Source organism: Mycobacterium sp. Soil_C_30 (genome assembly GCF_057656995.1).
Genome location: NZ_JBDGJH010000008.1, coordinates 190,894 through 205,484, shown reverse-complemented (window position 1 = coordinate 205,484; position 14,591 = coordinate 190,894). Strand labels below are relative to the sequence as shown.

15 protein-coding genes are annotated in these 14,591 nt (G+C 66.0%); 3 read left to right on the top strand and 12 right to left on the bottom strand.

Annotated features, from left to right (window positions below; all coding sequences use genetic code 11):
* Positions 1–3: 3 nt before the first annotated feature.
* From AC3A6P_RS17515 to AC3A6P_RS17470, 10 genes are read right to left on the bottom strand one after another with little or no spacing between them, the layout of a single operon-like run.
* Positions 4–702, bottom strand: coding sequence for a hypothetical protein (locus tag AC3A6P_RS17515; protein WP_487692928.1), 699 nt, complete (start codon positions 700–702; stop codon positions 4–6).
* Entirely contained in the window at positions 699–1,448 is a 750-nt protein-coding gene (locus tag AC3A6P_RS17510; protein ID WP_487692927.1) for an Mce protein, read from the bottom strand. Before AC3A6P_RS17510 ends, AC3A6P_RS17515 begins: the two co-directional genes overlap by 4 nt.
* A complete protein-coding gene (locus AC3A6P_RS17505) occupies positions 1,412–2,875 on the bottom strand; it encodes an MCE family protein (RefSeq protein WP_487692926.1) in 1,464 nt (487 codons plus the stop codon). Before AC3A6P_RS17505 ends, AC3A6P_RS17510 begins: the two co-directional genes overlap by 37 nt.
* Before the next feature lie 2 nt (positions 2,876–2,877).
* Positions 2,878–4,008 carry a virulence factor Mce family protein gene (locus AC3A6P_RS17500; RefSeq protein WP_487692925.1) on the bottom strand — a complete coding sequence of 377 codons (1,131 nt, stop codon included), beginning with the start codon at positions 4,006–4,008 and terminating at the stop codon, positions 2,878–2,880.
* Complete coding sequence (locus tag AC3A6P_RS17495) at positions 4,005–5,348, bottom strand: MCE family protein (protein ID WP_487692924.1); 1,344 nt, start codon at positions 5,346–5,348, stop codon at positions 4,005–4,007. Before AC3A6P_RS17495 ends, AC3A6P_RS17500 begins: the two co-directional genes overlap by 4 nt.
* Positions 5,345–6,742 (bottom strand): MCE family protein, encoded by a 1,398-nt coding sequence (locus AC3A6P_RS17490; RefSeq protein WP_487692923.1) that lies wholly within the window; start codon positions 6,740–6,742, stop codon positions 5,345–5,347. The genes AC3A6P_RS17495 and AC3A6P_RS17490 overlap by 4 nt, the downstream gene beginning before the upstream one ends.
* Entirely contained in the window at positions 6,739–7,767 is a 1,029-nt protein-coding gene (locus AC3A6P_RS17485) for a virulence factor Mce family protein (RefSeq protein WP_487692922.1), read from the bottom strand. Before AC3A6P_RS17485 ends, AC3A6P_RS17490 begins: the two co-directional genes overlap by 4 nt.
* Before the next feature lie 31 nt (positions 7,768–7,798).
* Positions 7,799–9,283, bottom strand: coding sequence for an MCE family protein (locus tag AC3A6P_RS17480; RefSeq protein ID WP_487692921.1), 1,485 nt, complete (start codon positions 9,281–9,283; stop codon positions 7,799–7,801).
* Between the two features lie 17 nt (positions 9,284–9,300).
* Entirely contained in the window at positions 9,301–10,149 is an 849-nt protein-coding gene (locus tag AC3A6P_RS17475) for an ABC transporter permease (RefSeq protein WP_487692920.1), read from the bottom strand.
* Positions 10,150–10,159: 10 nt separating this feature from the next.
* Complete coding sequence (locus tag AC3A6P_RS17470) at positions 10,160–10,870, bottom strand: MlaE family ABC transporter permease (protein WP_487693004.1); 711 nt, start codon at positions 10,868–10,870, stop codon at positions 10,160–10,162.
* Between the two features lie 482 nt (positions 10,871–11,352).
* Between AC3A6P_RS17470 and AC3A6P_RS17465 the strand changes: the two genes are divergently transcribed.
* Both AC3A6P_RS17465 and AC3A6P_RS17460 read left to right on the top strand, forming a co-directional pair.
* Positions 11,353–11,988 (top strand): TetR/AcrR family transcriptional regulator, encoded by a 636-nt coding sequence (locus AC3A6P_RS17465; RefSeq protein WP_487692919.1) that lies wholly within the window; start codon positions 11,353–11,355, stop codon positions 11,986–11,988.
* 33 nt (positions 11,989–12,021) lie between these two features.
* The gene (locus AC3A6P_RS17460) at positions 12,022–12,972 is read left to right on the top strand and encodes an alpha/beta fold hydrolase (protein ID WP_487692918.1); all 951 of its coding nucleotides are present in this window, start codon (positions 12,022–12,024) and stop codon (positions 12,970–12,972) included.
* Here AC3A6P_RS17460 and AC3A6P_RS17455 read toward each other — a convergent pair whose 3' ends face one another.
* Positions 12,973–13,611, bottom strand: coding sequence for a maleylpyruvate isomerase family mycothiol-dependent enzyme (locus AC3A6P_RS17455; RefSeq protein WP_487693003.1), 639 nt, complete (start codon positions 13,609–13,611; stop codon positions 12,973–12,975). It lies immediately after the preceding gene.
* Between the two features lie 171 nt (positions 13,612–13,782).
* Here AC3A6P_RS17455 and AC3A6P_RS17450 point away from each other — a divergent pair, with 171 nt between their 5' ends.
* Entirely contained in the window at positions 13,783–14,391 is a 609-nt protein-coding gene (locus tag AC3A6P_RS17450; protein WP_487692917.1) for a TetR/AcrR family transcriptional regulator, read from the top strand.
* Here the strand turns inward: AC3A6P_RS17450 and AC3A6P_RS17445 are convergent.
* The gene (locus AC3A6P_RS17445) at positions 14,388–14,549 is read right to left on the bottom strand and encodes a hypothetical protein (RefSeq protein ID WP_487692916.1); all 162 of its coding nucleotides are present in this window, start codon (positions 14,547–14,549) and stop codon (positions 14,388–14,390) included. The genes AC3A6P_RS17450 and AC3A6P_RS17445 overlap by 4 nt on opposite strands.
* Between the last annotated feature and the right edge of the window lie 42 nt (positions 14,550–14,591).

Sequence of the window (14,591 nt, the reverse complement as noted above, 5' to 3'; positions counted from 1 at the left end):
GGCTCAGACGGGATCGAATTCGGAGATCAACCAGCGATCCCCCACCCGGTCCATGGTGACCTGAACGCTGGACGTGGTGCCGGTGGGCGCGTCGGTGCCCACCACCACGGTCTGGTTGACGAACACCAGCACCACGGCCTTGTTCGGCTCCGCGGAGACCGACGCGGCGGCGGGAACGGTGGCCACTGCGGAGATCTGACGTTCCTTGGACCCGGGGATCACGACGTCGTTGATGAGCTGGGTGTAGGAATCGCGGAACTCACCGGTGAGCAGTTCACGAGCCGAGCCGAGATCCTGCTCGACGGTGTCCGGCTTGTAGGACAACAGCCTGACGGTGGCGTCCTTGGCGAGTTGCACGGATTCGATTCGCACCGCGTCGGTGTCCCGCACCGACGAGTCCTGCCATTTCAGGAAACCGGCCCCGGCACCCAGGAGCAGCGCCAGCGCGGGCAGGATGCCGAAGGCGAACACCCGCGCCCAGTTGATGCCGGCCTTGTTGTCGGAGTCCGGTTCCGCAGCCGAATCGGTGGTCTCTGTGTCGGATCCGTCCGCCTCGTCCGGTGCGGAGCCCTCGGTGAGTTCCTCGGCCGTGGCGTCGGATTCAGAAGCCTCGGACACCGCGTCATCAACAGCGGTGTCATCAACAACGGTGTCATCAACAGCGGTGTCGTCCGCTTCCCGGGTCTTGTCATCGGCGGTCACGGGACGAACTCCACGTTGGACACCTTTGTCTCCTCACCGACCTGCTTGACGCTGATGCGCATCCGCCAGGCGCGTGGTTCCTGTTCGGGGGCACCGGCATTCGAGGTCCGCACCGTGATCGCGACCAGCACCTGCGCGCCGGTGGCGTCCTCGGATTCCAATCCCGCCGACGTGACTTCACCGACGGACTTCGACTGAGCCTGCCGCACCACGTCCACGAACGGCTGCGTCCGCGCGGAGAAGTCGTCGTAGAACGAATCGGTGGCCGAGTCCAGGATGCGCTGTACATCGGCATCGACGGTGGCGAAATCGATGGTGGTCAGATTCAGCGCGGCCTGCCGCCCCACCTGCAGGAACACGCTGCGCTGCTCGGCGGTCTCACGGGAGTCCAACGCGCGGTACCCGAGCCAGCCCACAGTGCCACCCAACACGAGCACCACCACCACACCGATGAGCGTCGCCAGCTTCAGCGGCGACATCGGCTCCTTGGCCGGCGCGGGCTCCTCGGCGAGTTCCCCGTCTTCGGGGTCCTCGGTATCCGACACCCCATCCTCCGACACAGCGGAATCCTCCGACACGGCAGAATTCTCCGGCGCTGCGGAGTCGGTCTGCGCGTCCTGCACCGCGGTCGGTGTGTCGTCCTGGTCGGCTTCTCGAGGCGATTCCGTCGCCCCCTCGGGATCAGCTGTGAGGTCGGGGTCGTTCCCGCTCAGCTTCCCTTCGGGGGCAGCAGCATCGTCTGCCATGTTTGCTCCTCTGCGGCACCACGGGCCAAATCGGCTTGCTTGTACACATGCCCGTCAGGTCCAACGTACGTGCCGGTGGTCGGGTCGTATTCAGCGGCCGCGATCGGCGGCAGCGGCGGGGCGGGCGGTGGTGCCGCTTCCGCAGGTGGCATGCCGGGCGGAATGTCGGGAACGGCTTGCCCCGAATTGGTGGCGTTCGGGTCGCCCTTCCAGTTGAAGCCCGGGTTCAGCGGGGCGTACACCTCGTCGCTCTCGCATTCGCGCACCGACGACGCACGTTTGCCCGGCACCGTCACACACGGGATGTTGCGCGCCCCGCGCACGTTGAACGAGGAGTCCTGCGGGATCCGGCAGTACAGGTTGCCCGCCACCCGGTCCGGAGCATCCACCGCGGCGGGCGGACGCTGCTGCTGGGCGGGCAGGAACCCCGTGGTGCATGGTGGCGGCAGGTTGAGGTTCAAGTTGAAGCTCAGGTAGGCGCCCTTGTAGTCCTGCTTGGTGTGCCGGTTGGCGACGCCGGTCGCGGAGGTCACCGCGGTCCCCTGCGGCAGCAGCACCAGCAGCTGCTCGAGGTTCGGCTGATAGGTGATCGCCACCTCGCCGACGCTGACCAGGTTGGCCAGCAGTACCGGCAGCGTCGGCTGGAACCGGTCGAGAAGCGCGCGCACCTCGTCGGCTGCGGGTGAACCCCGCGTGATCACGCCTTCGACCGCAGCATCCTGGTCGCGTAGCTGGCCGCTGATGGTGGCCAGGTGCGAAGCCCACGCCTGGATCGAATCACCGGTGTCCGTCTGCGAATCCAGCACGGGTTTGGACTGGTCGATCAGGGTGGTCAGCTCGTTGAGATTGGCCCGGCTGTCGATGGCCAACGCGGTCGAACCCTTGACGAACCGTTGGATCTCCGGGCCCAGACCACCGATCGCGATATAGGCCTCGTCCACCGCGGTCTTGAGGTTGTCGCCCGGAATTGCTTGCAGCCCACGGTTTGTCGCATCCAGCAAGGTGTTGACGTCGGTCGGAACAGTGGTGCGATCCATCGGGATCACGTCGCCGTCCTGCAGGGTGGGCCCATCCCCGCTGCGCGGCAGCAGCGCGATGAACTGCTCGCCCACCGCCGACTGGCTGTGCACCTCGGCGTCCAGGTCGGCGGGGATGCTCTGATTCGAGCGCAACACCAGGGTGGCTTCGACACCTTCGCCGGTCAGCCGCACGTCCTCGATCCGGCCGACCTCGGTGCCACGGTAGGTGACGTTGCCGCGCTGGTAGATTCCGCCGGCCTCGGGCAGCTGGATGGTGACCCGGTACTCGCCGACACCGAACAGCATCGCGGGCAGGTTGATGAAGTTGAAGATCATCACCGCACCGGCGATCACGGCGATCAGGACGAAGATCGCCAGCTGCGTCAGGATCTTTTTACTCAGATGCATGTCTACGGCCCCTGATCCCAGCGGTACGGAGCGACCAGTGGATTCGCGCGGGTGTACGGGCTCGGCAGCTGGCCGATGGTGCGGCCCCACTGCAGTTCGAGCTCGGTGAGGTCACCCTCCCACCGCGTTCCGGTGAAGATGCCGGCGTCGAGGCGGCTCAGCGTCAGGTCGAACACCAGACTCAGGTTGCCGTAGTCGCCCCGCATCCAGTTGTGCAGCGTTTCCTTCGGCCACGGGAAGGTCGGGAAGAAGCTCAAGGCCCGGGTCAGCGCCGGACCGGCATCGGCAAGTGACTGCAGCACGGGCCCAAGGTCTTTGAGCTCCTGCACCAGCGCTTCCCGGGTCTGGTTCACCGAGTTCGCCGCGAAGGCGCTGAACTTGCCGAGTTGCACCAGTGCCTCCGACAGCTGCTCACGCTGATCCTTGAGCACGTCGAGCGCGTCCGGGATGGTGCGCAGCGCCTCGTCGACGACGGGTTTCTGCTCGGCGATCTGCCCCACCAGATTGTTGAGGCTCTCCGCCGCGGCGATGATGTCGTTCTTCTGGTCGTTGTTGTACTGGATGAAGTAGTCCAGCTGCTGGATCAGCGAGCGCAGGTCACCTTCGCGGCCGGTGAAGGCGGTGCTGAGCTCTGCGGTGATGTCCTGGACCTGCGCGATACCGCCGCCGTTGAGGATCAGCGACACCGCCGCCAGCGTCTGCTCGGTGGTCGGGTAGGCCCCCGACGACGACAGCGGGATCACCGAGCCCTCACCCAGGCGTCCTTGCGGGGCTTCGTCTTTCGGTGGCGCCAGCTCGATGTGCAGCGAGCCCAGCAGGCTGGTCTGGCCCACGGTCGCCGTCGCGTTGGCGGGCAGTTCGACGTCACCGTTGAGGGTCATGGTCACCAGGGCATGCCAGTCCTGCCGTTCGATCTTGCTGACATTGCCCACGGTGACGTCGCCCACCCGCACCCGCGAGTTCTGTTCGATGTTGTCCACATCGGGCATCTGCGCGGTGATGGTGAACGCCCCGGGCCCGGCACCTTCGGTTCCGGGCAGCGGCAACGAATTCAGCCCCTGCCAGTCGCCGCAGCCGCTGAGAGTCAGTGCAGCGGCGGCAGCCAGACCGGCACTCGTCAGACGCCTGATCACTGTCCACCTCCCGGAACCATCAGCCCCTGCAGGCCGTCGGCGGGATTGGTCGGCACCGCTTCAGCAGCAAGAGGTGAAGTCGGCGCTGCCGGAGGTGGCGCAACGGCTTCCGCGGGAAGCGGGGACACCGGGGCGGGCGGTGCCGGTGGGGCCGGCGGCCGGGGAGGAATGTAATCCGGGCGCATCCAGTCCTCACTCCAGGTCACCTCGTTGGGGCGGGCCTGGGTACCGACGAACAGGTTCTGCCCGATCGGCAGGAAGTTGTACTGCCGGTTCTTGACGATCGGCGCCAGGTACTGCACGCACAGCTTCGACGACTGCTCGGCACCCAGCCGAGACGCCGCCTGAATGGCGCCGCACAGGAACGAGATCGGGTTGGAGAAGTTGTTGATGGCCAACACACTGGTGGCCGCGCCCTGCGCCGGCTGATAGATGTTGATGTAGTTCTGCAATGTGTTGGGCGCGACGTGCAGGAGCTGCTCCACGTCGTCGAGGTTGTCGTTGAGGATGCTCGTGACGGCCGCCAGTTTGTCCGACGTGGTTCCCAGGGTCTCCCGGTTCTCCGCGACGAAGGTCTGCACCTCACCGACGGCGACGTTCAAATCCCGTACTGCCGAGGAAATCTCGTCGGGGTCGTCGGCCAGCAGGCCAGTGACGTCGGCGAGGTTCTGGTTGAGCTGGCGCATCAGGTTGGTGCTTTCCTGCAGCGCGGCCACCAGGATCGACAGGTTCTTGACGGTCGAGAAGATGTCGGTGCTGTGATCACCGAGCGCCGAAAAGGCTTGCGACAGCTTGATGACTGTGTCGCGAATGTTGGCGCCCTGGCCGCGGAGGTTGTCCGCGGCGGTGTTGATGGCCGAACCCAGCGTGCTCACTCCGCCCGGTTCGGTGGGCTCCAACGTGTCGGTCAGCCGCTGCAGCTGCTGGCGGAACGAGTCGTACTCCACCGGCACAGCCGTGCGGTCCTCCGGGATCACCGCGTCGGATTCCATCACGGGTCCAGTGGTGTAGGCCGGGGTCAGCTGGATGGCGCGACCCGTGACCAGTGCCGGTGACAGGATCGCGGCCTTCGCGTCGGCGGGCACCTTGTGCTTGCTGTCGTACCAGAACGAGATCTTGACCCGCTGCGGCTCCGGTTCGATCTTGTCGATCTTGCCCACCGACACCCCGAGGATCTTCACGTCGTCGCCGACGAAGATGCCGTTGCTGTTGGCGAAGTAACCGACGACGTTGGTGCGGTTGGCCGGGCCACCGGGGCGCAGCAGCACCGCGACGCCGGCGACGAGGATCAGCACCAGCACGATGCCGACCCCGAGCTTGGTGTTCCGGGAGAGCGTCACTGTCCACCTCCCGGGTTCGCGGGATCAACGGGTCCCGGCGCGGGGCCGAGAGTCTGAGTCACCGGCGGCGTTTGGCCCGGGGCCGGAACCGCGACCGGCGCCACCGACGGTGCGGGTGTGGTCGCGACGCCGGGCGGTGCGGCCGCGGGCGGGCCCGGCGGGGGGCCGCCGGGTGCGGGCGCGGGGCCCGGATCGCGGTAGGGATAGCAGCCGGTGGGGCCGGGCAGCGGGATGCCGGGCGGACCGCAGCCCTGATCTCCGGGGTTACCGGTGATCGCGTCGGGCAGGTTCAGGCGCGGGTCGCCACCCTGGCCGGTGCGCGGGAACGGCATCGGCAGCGCGGGGGTGCCCGGCTGACCGATCTGAGGATCGGTGAGTTCGGTGGGCAGCAACACATTCGGGTCCAGGCCCAGATCGGAGAACGCCGCATCGATGAACGGCTGGGAGAACTGACCGGGGATGAGGTTGCTGATGTAGGACTTGAAGAACGGCCCCGAGGCCACCGATTCACCGAGCGCCATCGCATACGTCGACAACATGTTGATCGACTTCGCCACCCGATCCTTGCGGTTCTCGATGGTGGCCAGCACACCGTTGAGCTTGTCCAGTGCCGGCTTCATGGTGGACCGGTTCTCGTTGATGAAACCCACCAACTGCTGGCTCACGGCCGAGATGTTGTTCGAGATCTGATCCAGAGCGCTGCTCTGGGTCTGCAACTCGGCCAGCAGTGCGTTGGTGTTGGCGATCAGCGACACCACCTGATCGCTGCGCTCGGCCAGCACGGCGGTGGACTTGTTGGCGTTGCCCAGCAGTTCCCGCAGTTGCGCGTCGCGTTCGTTGAGCGTCTCGGAGAACCGCGCCACACCTTCGACCGCGATCCGCAGGTCCGGCGGGGTCTGGGAAAAGGTCTCCGAGAGCACCCGCAGCGAGTCCGACAGCTGGTCGGTGTTCAGGCCGCTGATGGTGGTGGTGAGATCCCCGAGCGCGTCGGGCAGTTCATACGGCGGGGTGGTGCGGTCGGTCGGGATGGGCCCGTCGAGCTGTCCGTCACCGCGGGGGGTGACCTCCAGGAACTTCGCGCCCAGAAGGCTCTTGGTCTTGATCGCGGCTTCGGCCCGATCACCAAGGCGCACACCGTCGTTGACGCTGAAGGTGATCAGCACCTGGGCGCCGTCGAGTTCGACACCGGTGACCTGACCGACCTGCAGGCCCGACACCTGTACGGGTGAACCGCTGTCCAGTCCGCCGGTTTCGGCGAAATACGCCGAGTACGACGTCGAGGAGTTGATCAGCGGGAGCTTCTTGTAGTTCAGCGCCAGCAGCACGATCGCGACGATGCCGACAATACCGACCAGACCGATGACGAAGGAATTGCGTTCAGCGAAGGGTTTCATCGCGGTGCGCACCTCCCCGTGCTCTGGCCGGCCACCTTGACGTACACCGGCTGGCCTCCCTTGCCGTTGAGCTTGAGCGCGATATCGCACAGGTAGAAGCTGAAGAAATCGCCGTACATGCCCTGACGGTTCAGGATCTGGTAGGCGTCGGGCAGCGTGTTGAGCAGGTTGTCGAAATAATCGTGATCGGCCAGCACGATGCTTGCGCTGCGATCGGTTTCGGTGACGACCTTCTGCAACGGCGGCCGCGCTTCGGAAAGCAGTGCGGTGATGGAGCCGGCGGCCTCGTTGGTGTAGGCCAGTCCGGTGGCGATGTCGTCTTTGCGCTCAGCGAGGCCCTGCACCAGTTCGGACAGCGCCGTGACGGCCTTTCCGAACTGATCACTCTGCCCGGCAAGGGAACCCAGCACCGTGTTGAGGTTGACGATCACCTCGCCGATCAGCTGGTCGCGGTCGGCCAGGGTGTTGGTCAGCGACGCGGTCTGCGACAGGAACGACCCGATGGTGGCGCCCTGGCCTTGCAGAGCGCTGATCAGCTGACCGGTCAGCGCATTGACCTGCTCGGCGTTGAGCGCCTGGAACAGTGGGCGGAAGCCGCCGATCAGCGCATCGAGGTCCAGCGCAGGCTCGGTCTGTGCCAGCGGGATGGTGTCGCCGGGGTTCAGTTTCCTTGTGCCGCCGGCACCTTCGACCAGTTGCAGGTAGCGGCCGCCGATCAGGTCGTCGTACCGGATGACGGCGCGGCTGCCTTCGGTCAGCACCACCGAATCCTGGGCGCTGAACTCCACCAACACCGTGGAGTCGTCGCGGATCGACAGGTTCTTCACCTTGCCCACCTCGACACCGGCGATACGCACGAAGTCGTCGGGCTCCAGCCCCGTCACATTGCTGAACTCGGCCCGGTAGGTCTGCTCCTTGTCGAACCGCAACTGACCGAACACCGCGAACAGCGAGAACATCCCCAGCAAGCAGACCACCAGGAAGATACCCAAACGCCAGATGGCGCCTCCCAGGTTGTCTTTCACTTCCGCTTACCTCTCGTTGACGTCGTGATGATCAGGGGCCCGGTGTGGCCGGGTTGGGCACCGGCGTCGGGGGCAGCGGGGTGGGCGTCTGCCCCGGGTTCGGCACGAAGAACGGCTCCGATCCCGGTGTCGGCCCCGGCTCCCGCGCATCCATCGGCGGCGGCGCGGGCGGCAGGTTGTTCCACAGCGGGGTGCCGTCGGGGGCGTACATCGGCGCGCCGTAGGGGTAGTCGCCCGGTTCCGGGATGACCTTCGGCGGGTTTCCGGCGTTCGGTCCCGGGGCGGGACCACCGAACAGGTTGCGCACACTCGGAGGTTCGGGAACACCGCGGGTGACCGGCAGATAGTTGGCGTAGCCGGGGAACCCGATACCCGGGTTCGGCCGGATGTCCACGCCGGTACCCCAGCCGGTGTTGGTGACCAGCGCCCGCACCGGCCAGTTCTTGTCCGGGATGGGCAGCGAGCCGCAGCCCGGCTGGCCGCCGGGGCCGCCCTTGGCGCCGATGATCGGCAGGTGGTCCGGGTAACGGTACTGGTCGTCACCCAGCAGCGCGCCGCCGTCGACGATGAAGGACTTGCCGTTGCCGCCGGTGGCGTCGTAGGCACCGTTGTCCAGCAACCACTTTGCGCCCACCAGCATGCAGGTGTACTCAGGGTTGTACTTCATCAGCAGGTTGGTGGTGGGCTCCAGGTTGTTGATGCCCTTGATCAGGTTCTCCTGGTTGGGAGCCAACAGGGCAATACCGCTGTTGGACAGCCCGATCACGTTGAGCAGCAAGGCATCCAGCGGTTTGGAGTTCTCCACGATGGTGGTGCTGGTGGTGGAGGCGGCGCTCAAGGTGGCCAAGATGTCCTGCGCGGCCCCGCTGTAGGCGTCGCTGAAGCCTTGCAGCGCCTGCCAATCGGCGCGGATGGTCTCACTGCGCGGGTTCAGCGCCAGCAGCACCTGATTGAAGTCGGTGGTGGCCTGCCCGATGCGCTCCCCCTGGCCGCGGACACCTTCGGCCAGCGCGGAGATCACCGCGTTGAGCTTCATCGGGTCCACCTGATCGAGCACTCCGACCAGGTTCTGGAACACCGTGTTGACCTCGGTGGTCACATTGCGGGATTTCACCACCGCACCGGAGGCCAGTCGGTCGGAGCTCGGGTTCTCCGGGTAGATCAGGTCGACGAACTTGGCGCCGAAGACGGTGGTGGCCCTGATCTCTGCCTCGACATTGGCCGGGATGTGCTGGATCTGGTCGGGAAAGATCTCGAGCTTGAGGCTGACGGGCTCGGTGCCACCCTTGATCGAGCTGACCCGCCCGACCTGAACCCCGCGCATCTTGACCTTGCCGCCGCTCTCCATCACCAGACCGGCGCGGTCCGACGTCAGGGTCACCGGAACGTAGGTCTTGTACGACCCGGAGAACAAGGCGGCCGTGCCGTACACCAACGCAGCGATGACCAGCAACAGGATGGCGGTCCACCATCCGGGGTGCAGGCCTTTGCCTTTTTCCTTTTCCGCGAAGTCCATGACGAGTCCTGCCGGCCCTATCCGGAGAGGTTGAAGTTGCCGGACTGGCCGTACACGGCCAGTGAGATCATCACGGTCACCAGTGCGGCGATGATGAGCGACGTGCGCACAGCACGACCGACCGCCTCACCCACTCCGGCGGGACCGCCGGAGGCGGTGAAGCCGTAATAGGTGTGCACCAGCATGATCACCAGGGCCATCATGATCGCCTGCAAGAACGACCAGATCAGGTCGACGGGGTTGAGGAACGTCCGGAAGTAGTGGTCGTACACACCCGTGGACTGGCCGTAGATGAAAGTGGTGCCCACCCGCGCGGCCAGGAACGACATCAGCACCGCGACGCAGTACAGCGGGATCACCACGACCACACCGGCGATCACGCGCGCCGAAGCCAGGTAGGCGATGGTGCGGATACCGATGACCTCGAGAGCGTCGATCTCCTCGTTGATCCGCATGGCGCCCAGTTGCGCGGTGGCACCGGCACCGATGGTGGCCGCCATGCCGACACCCGCGGTCAGCGGCGCGATCAGGCGCACGTTGAAGAATGCGGAGGCGAAGCCGGTGAGGGCCTCGACGCCGATGGTGGCGAACTGGTTGTACCCCTGGACGGCCACCAGCGCACCGGTGGACAGGGTGAGGAAGCCGACGATGGCGATGGTGCCGCCGATGACGGCCAGGGCACCGGCACCGAGGCCCATTTGTGCGATGAGGCGGACGATTTCGGTCTTGTAGTACAGGAAGGCGTCGACGATGCCTTTGAGGGTGTAGCCGTAGAACTTGGTCTGCAGCCCGATCCGGTTCCAGCCGTCCGACCAGCTCCGGAACGTGCGCTGCAGACGTGGACTGTTTCCATGGACGGCCGTCATGCTTGCACCCTCATACGTTGGCCTCCACGCCGACCGCGGTCGCCAGCACGTTGATGACGAACAGTGCGATGAAGGTGAACACCACGGTCTCGTTCACCGCGTTGCCGACACCGGCGGGGCCACCGCCCACGGAAATGCCCTTGTAGCAGGCGATCAGGCCCGCAGAGAGACCGAACAGGGTGGCTTTCACCAGGCAGATGATGACGTCGGCGGGACCGGTGATGAGCGTGAGTCCGGCGACGAAAGCGCCCGGGGTGACGTGCTGGACGAACACCGAGAAGAAGAACCCGCCGGCGATGCCGACCACCACCACCGACGCCGAGAGCATCAGCGCCACGATGGTGGCCGCCAGGACGCGGGGTACGACGAGGGCCTGGATGGGGTTGATCCCCATGACGCGCAGGGCGTCGAGTTCTTCGCGGATGGTGCGGGCACCGAGGTCGGCGCACATGGCGGTGGCACCCGCGCCGGCGACCACCAGCACCGTGACGATCGGCCCGATCTGGGTGACGGTGCCGATGGCGGCTCCGGTGCCGGAGAAGTCGGCAGCGCCGAACTCGACCAGCAGGATGTTGAACGTGAACACCAGGAGCACCGTGAAGGGGATCGACAGCATCAGCGTGGGCACGATCGACACCCGGGCCACGAACCAGGTCTGCAGGATCAGCTCCCGCCACGCGAACGGCGTCCGGAACATCGCGACGAAGGTGTCCAGTGCCATGGCGAAGAAGCCGCCGACAGACCGGACCGGCTTGGCGATCACTTCGGGCGTGGCCACTAGGCGGCCCGGCCGATACTGACCCGAACCCACTGCGCCGGCCGGATCTGCATCAATCGCATGAGCCGCTGATTTCCTTCCGACACAGAACCTCTTCCTGCGTTAAAACTGTGACTCATGACACAGACCGCCCGAAGAACGTACACCACGCATTTCGCGCCGAGCAACACTTGGCCTGACCTCGACGGACAGACCTCTCCGGACACCCAGTGACGCCTGCGATCTTCGCACACCGAGCGCAGCGAGGTGCGGGCTCTGGGCAATCTGGATCACACGTGCTCGCCGCGGAATCGAACAGCAAATTCCCTGTCGAAAATGCGGACCGACAATTGAACAATGACAAATTAGGACCACAAATGGTCACGGTTCTAGAACGCTATTTCGCATTTCGCCATTGAATGATGACGAAGAGTTAGCGTCCCTCCATGACAGCGCCCGCCACCGCCGATGGCGTTTCGGGCGCGCCCGCACAATTGACACGTGTCAAGATCAAGCGCAGGCGGTGGGCCAAAACCAGCGCGACTCAACAACGCATTCTCGATGCCGCCGCCGACGTATTCCGCGCGCATGGTTTCACCGCCGCCACGATCGGCGAGGTGGTCACCGCCTCGGGTGCCAGCATCGGCAGCATCTACCACCATTTCGGCGGCAAGTGCGAACTGTTCCTGGCGATCCACGACCGGCTCAGCGTCACTGTCGAGAACCAGATCGCGAACACCGGGGCAGAAGCGTCGTTCGGTGTACAAGCCCGCGGCTACCTGGAAGCCATCTGGACCCACCGGGATATCGCGGTGATCCTGTCGGCCGGCGACGTCCCGCCCGGATATGAACGCATCCGGCGCGACAGCATGCACGACTGGTTCCGCGACTGGCTCGCCGAACTCGATCTCGACACCTCGGCGGCCGGCGCTCTGCTGTCCCGGGTGTTGATCGCGGTGCTCACCGAGTCCGCCGCGCAGGTGATGACGTGTGACGACGACGAGACCGCGGCTGCGGTGATGGATGCGGCCGTCGCGCACCTGACGCGGCTGCTCCCCCAGGCCGGCAGCGGCGGGCAGTAACGTCGGGTGCCTGCGGCAATCGAGAGGACACCCGTGAACACACCACAGACCGTCGAATTCTCCGGCGCCGACGGGATCACGCTGGTTGCCGACGAGTGGAGGGGTCCCGCGCGGGCCGATGAGCGCTTGCGCGAAGAGGAGCCGCGCGCCTACAACACCGCGCGGGCCGATGAGCGCTTGCGCGAAGAGGAGCCGCGCGCCTACAACACCGCGCGGGCCGAACATCCCACGGTCCTGATGCTGCACGGCGGCGGGCAGAACCGGCACTCATGGAAGAAGACCGGGCAGATCCTCGCCGATCGCGACTTTCACGTGGTTGCCGTCGACACCCGCGGCCATGGCGACAGCGACCGCTCCCCCAACGCCGACTACGCACTGGAGAACCTGGCTGCCGATGTCCACGCACTGATCGAGCAGGTGGGTGCCCCGGTGGTGATCATCGGGGCGAGCATGGGCGGGCTGACCGGAATCCTGGTGGCCAGCCAGGCCGGCCCGCAGCGCGTCGCCAAGCTCGTCCTCGTCGACGTCGTGCCACGCTTCGAGAAGTCCGGCAGCGCCCGGATCCGGGATTTCATGTTCAACCACGTGCACGGTTTCGACTCGCTCGAAGACGCTGCCGATGCAGTCGCCGAGTACCTGCCGCATCGCACCAAACCGCGCAGCCCCGAAGGCCTCAAGAAGAACCTCCGGCTGCGCGACGGCCGGTGGTACTGGCACTGGGATCCCGCGTTCCTGACCAAACCCGCCGACGATCCCTTCGAGCGGGCGGACAAGCTGGAAGCCGCCGCCATGGGCCTGCAGATCCCGATCCTGCTGATTCGCGGCAAGCTCTCCGATGTGGTGAGCACCGAAGGGGTCAACGACTTCCTGCAGAAGGTGCCGCGGGCCGAGTTCGTCGAGCTGTCCGGTGCGGGTCATACCGCCGCCGGCGACGACAACGACGCCTTCAGTGAGGCCGTCGTGCAGTTCGTCACCCGCGGCTGATCAACGCCCCGCGGCGGGCCGGGCGGGCGGAGCGATGCGCCGGGCAAGCGTCGGCACGCCCGGGCCGTCGAGATCGGCCAGTGCCGCCGGCCTGGCCGCCATCGCCATCAGCAGCGCTTCCCCGGTGCCGCGCACCACCGGCCCGGATCCGGCCGCCCAGTCCAGGTCGGTGGCCGTCAAACGCAGACCCCGGGCCCGCCACGCCCCCCGGATCAGCGGAGCCCAGCGGGCGAAGTCCAGCGCGACGACGAGTCGCGGCGCCGGGATGTCGCGTGGCAAACCCAGCGGTCGGCGGATGTCCTGATGATGGATCATGTTGTCGGTCAACGCGATTCTCCCGCCGAAACCTGAAGCCAGGCCGGTTGGGTGGGCGTGGGCACGTACCCGCTGCACCAGTTGTTCAGGCGACAACTCCTTGAACCGGGCGACTTCGATGGCGTTGATCCGGTCCACCCACAGCCGCCCCCGCAAGAACACCGCCGCCAGTTGCCACGGACTCAGGCCGTCGAACCCCACGGTATGGGCCACCACCTCGCCCACCCGCCATTCAGAGCACAGAGTCGGCGCAATCCATTGCTGCGGCGTCAATTTCTCCACGAACCGCGCGAGATCAGTCCGTTCCGCGGCCGCCATTTCCATGACGTCGATTCGGTTCACAGTGCTACCGATACCCGTTCACCGAGGCCGCGATTGCGCGCAGATAGTTGAAAACGAGAGTTGGTGCGCTGCGGTTGCCGGGTGGGGTACCTTGCCGATAGCGACGTGAGCACCGATCACGAAGATCGTACTCCCAGAAGTAAATACAACTCGATGCCAAAACCACGAAATTCCCCCCGACAGCAACGGTCCCGCGAAACCTACGAACGCGTTCTCGATGTCGCCGCCAAGACATTCGAGGAACGCGGCTACACCGGCACCACCACCAACAAGGTGGCCGAAGCGGCCGGCATCTCCATCGGCACCCTGTATCACTACTTCCCGGACAAGGACGCGTTGCTGTACTCCCTGGCCGAACGTCACCTCGCCGGTGCCCGCGAGTCGATGATGGCCGTGTTCGCGCGGCTGCGGGAATCCGCGCCGGGGCTGGAAGAGTCCCTGCGGGCGGGTATCGAAGTGAACGTGCGCCTGCACGTCGAGGAGCCTCAGCTGCACCGACTGCTCTACGACAGCGCTCCCCGCTCGGAAGAACTGCTGAAGCGGTTGCGCGCCGCGAACGCGGCGATCGCCGACGAAGTGGAGCGGCATTTCGAGCGACTCGACGTCGCCAAGACCAACCGCAAGCTGGTGGCGTCGATGGTGGTCTCCGGAATCGAAGCGCAGGTGCACGCGGCGATCATCGATGCCCGGGAGCCCGTGGAATGTGAACTGCTGATCGAGACCCTGACCCGATTGTGGGTGCGGGCACTCGAGACCAGCTAGGGGGTGTCCTGCGACTCGGCCAGCCGCTGGTGCAGGCGAGCTCGGATTTCATTCGGTGTGTACGCGTTTCGCCTGCGTTGGTCACGGGCGACGAGCACCCCACCGGCGGCCACCCCGACGACACCGGCCAGGCCGATCCATTTCCACACGTTGCGCACCCGCTCAGTGTGCCTAAGCTGCCGGGGTGAGCGCGAGCACCG

Bases quoted from the DNA above. Each gene is read 5' to 3' on its own strand.
- AC3A6P_RS17450 (WP_487692917.1), top strand. From the start codon at position 13,783: ATGCCAAAACCACGAAATTCCCCCCGACAGCAACGGTCCCGCGAAACC.
- AC3A6P_RS17470 (WP_487693004.1), bottom strand. From the start codon at position 10,870: ATGGCACTGGACACCTTCGTCGCGATGTTCCGGACGCCGTTCGCGTGG.
- AC3A6P_RS17510 (WP_487692927.1), bottom strand. From the start codon at position 1,448: ATGGCAGACGATGCTGCTGCCCCCGAAGGGAAGCTGAGCGGGAACGAC.
- AC3A6P_RS17475 (WP_487692920.1), bottom strand. From the start codon at position 10,149: ATGACGGCCGTCCATGGAAACAGTCCACGTCTGCAGCGCACGTTCCGG.
- AC3A6P_RS17480 (WP_487692921.1), bottom strand. From the start codon at position 9,283: ATGGACTTCGCGGAAAAGGAAAAAGGCAAAGGCCTGCACCCCGGATGG.
- AC3A6P_RS17490 (WP_487692923.1), bottom strand. From the start codon at position 6,742: ATGAAACCCTTCGCTGAACGCAATTCCTTCGTCATCGGTCTGGTCGGT.
- AC3A6P_RS17455 (WP_487693003.1), bottom strand. From the start codon at position 13,611: ATGGAAATGGCGGCCGCGGAACGGACTGATCTCGCGCGGTTCGTGGAG.
- AC3A6P_RS17505 (WP_487692926.1), bottom strand. From the start codon at position 2,875: ATGCATCTGAGTAAAAAGATCCTGACGCAGCTGGCGATCTTCGTCCTG.
- AC3A6P_RS17465 (WP_487692919.1), top strand. From the start codon at position 11,353: ATGACAGCGCCCGCCACCGCCGATGGCGTTTCGGGCGCGCCCGCACAA.